This is a genomic window from Streptomyces huiliensis, from assembly GCF_020037025.1.
GTDB lineage: Bacteria > Actinomycetota > Actinomycetes > Streptomycetales > Streptomycetaceae > Streptomyces > Streptomyces huiliensis.
This window is the reverse complement of sequence record NZ_JAIQLH010000378.1, coordinates 1-1,040: the sequence shown is the minus strand read 5'-3', so window position 1 is coordinate 1,040 and position 1,040 is coordinate 1. Positions and strand designations below refer to the sequence as shown.

Sequence of the window (1,040 nt, the reverse complement as noted above, 5' to 3'; positions counted from 1 at the left end):
GGAGGCGGTGGCCCCGGCGCCGGTCGCCGTGGTCGTCACGGCCGTCGACCCGACCGAGGCGGACGCCGCGGGCCACCGGTCGCACCACCGGGAGGTGCCCCCGGAGGCGGTACGGCGCGGGTCGCCCGGCCGGCCGGGCGCGCAGGGACCACCTGACTAGAATCCGGCGGGTCGACTTCGAAGGGGGGTCGACTTCGTGGGGAATGACGTCGAGGGGAATGACGTCGAGGGGGGACGAAGCACCGTCATGACGTACGCCGGTCAACGCCGTCCGGGATCCTGGCCGCCGCCGCACCACCCGCCGCACCGGCCGCCGAACGGCCCGCGCCGCACCCGTCACCGAGGAGGCTGCCTCGGCGCCTTCGCCGGTTCCGCCCGCGCCAAGGCACGCGCCATCTTCGCGGCGGCCGGGCCCGGACGGGTCGAGGACCCGGTCGTCACCCGGGTGCAGCTGTGGCGGGCCGCCCTGGGTACGGCGGCGACGATCCTGCTGATCGCCACCTACGGCATCGACGGCGGCTGGAAGGGGGTGTTCAGCGACGGGGTGAGCAAGCTGTTCCTGGCCCCGGTGGTGCTCATCGTGGTCGGCCCGGTCGTCATCGCCTGCTTCATCTGGTACGCCCCGCCGCAGCACCGCCGGCTGCTGCGCTCGCGGCTGCGGCATCCGCTGAAGGCGGTCGGCTGGTACCTGGGCGCGGCGCTCACCGTCCTCCTCTGCCTCCAGGTGCACGCGCTGCTCCAGGAGTACCACCCGCTGGGGATGCTGAGCACCCTCGCGCCCCTGGTGTTCCTGCCGATCGTGCTGTGGATGCTGGCGTTCCTCGCCTTCGCCTCCGGCTCGGCCGCCCGCTACGCCTTCAACACCGCCGATGTGCACGCCGCGCTGCCGGCCGTGCTGACGGTCGCGCTGGTGTGGACGCTCAACCTGGTCACGCTCGGCGACGGCCTGCCCAACGGCCCGCTGACGGTGCGGATCGCGGCGTTCCTCGGCGGACCGGTGTCCGTGACGGCCGTCGCCCTCTGGGAGCTTTGGTACCTGC

The 1,040-nt window shown here is 73.9% G+C and carries 1 protein-coding gene; it reads left to right on the top strand.

What is annotated here, in order from left to right; translation table 11 throughout:
* Positions 1–247: 247 nt before the first annotated feature.
* Positions 248–1,040: hypothetical protein (locus JNW98_RS33680; RefSeq protein WP_223772097.1), on the top strand; the 793-nt coding region annotated here is incomplete at its 3' end.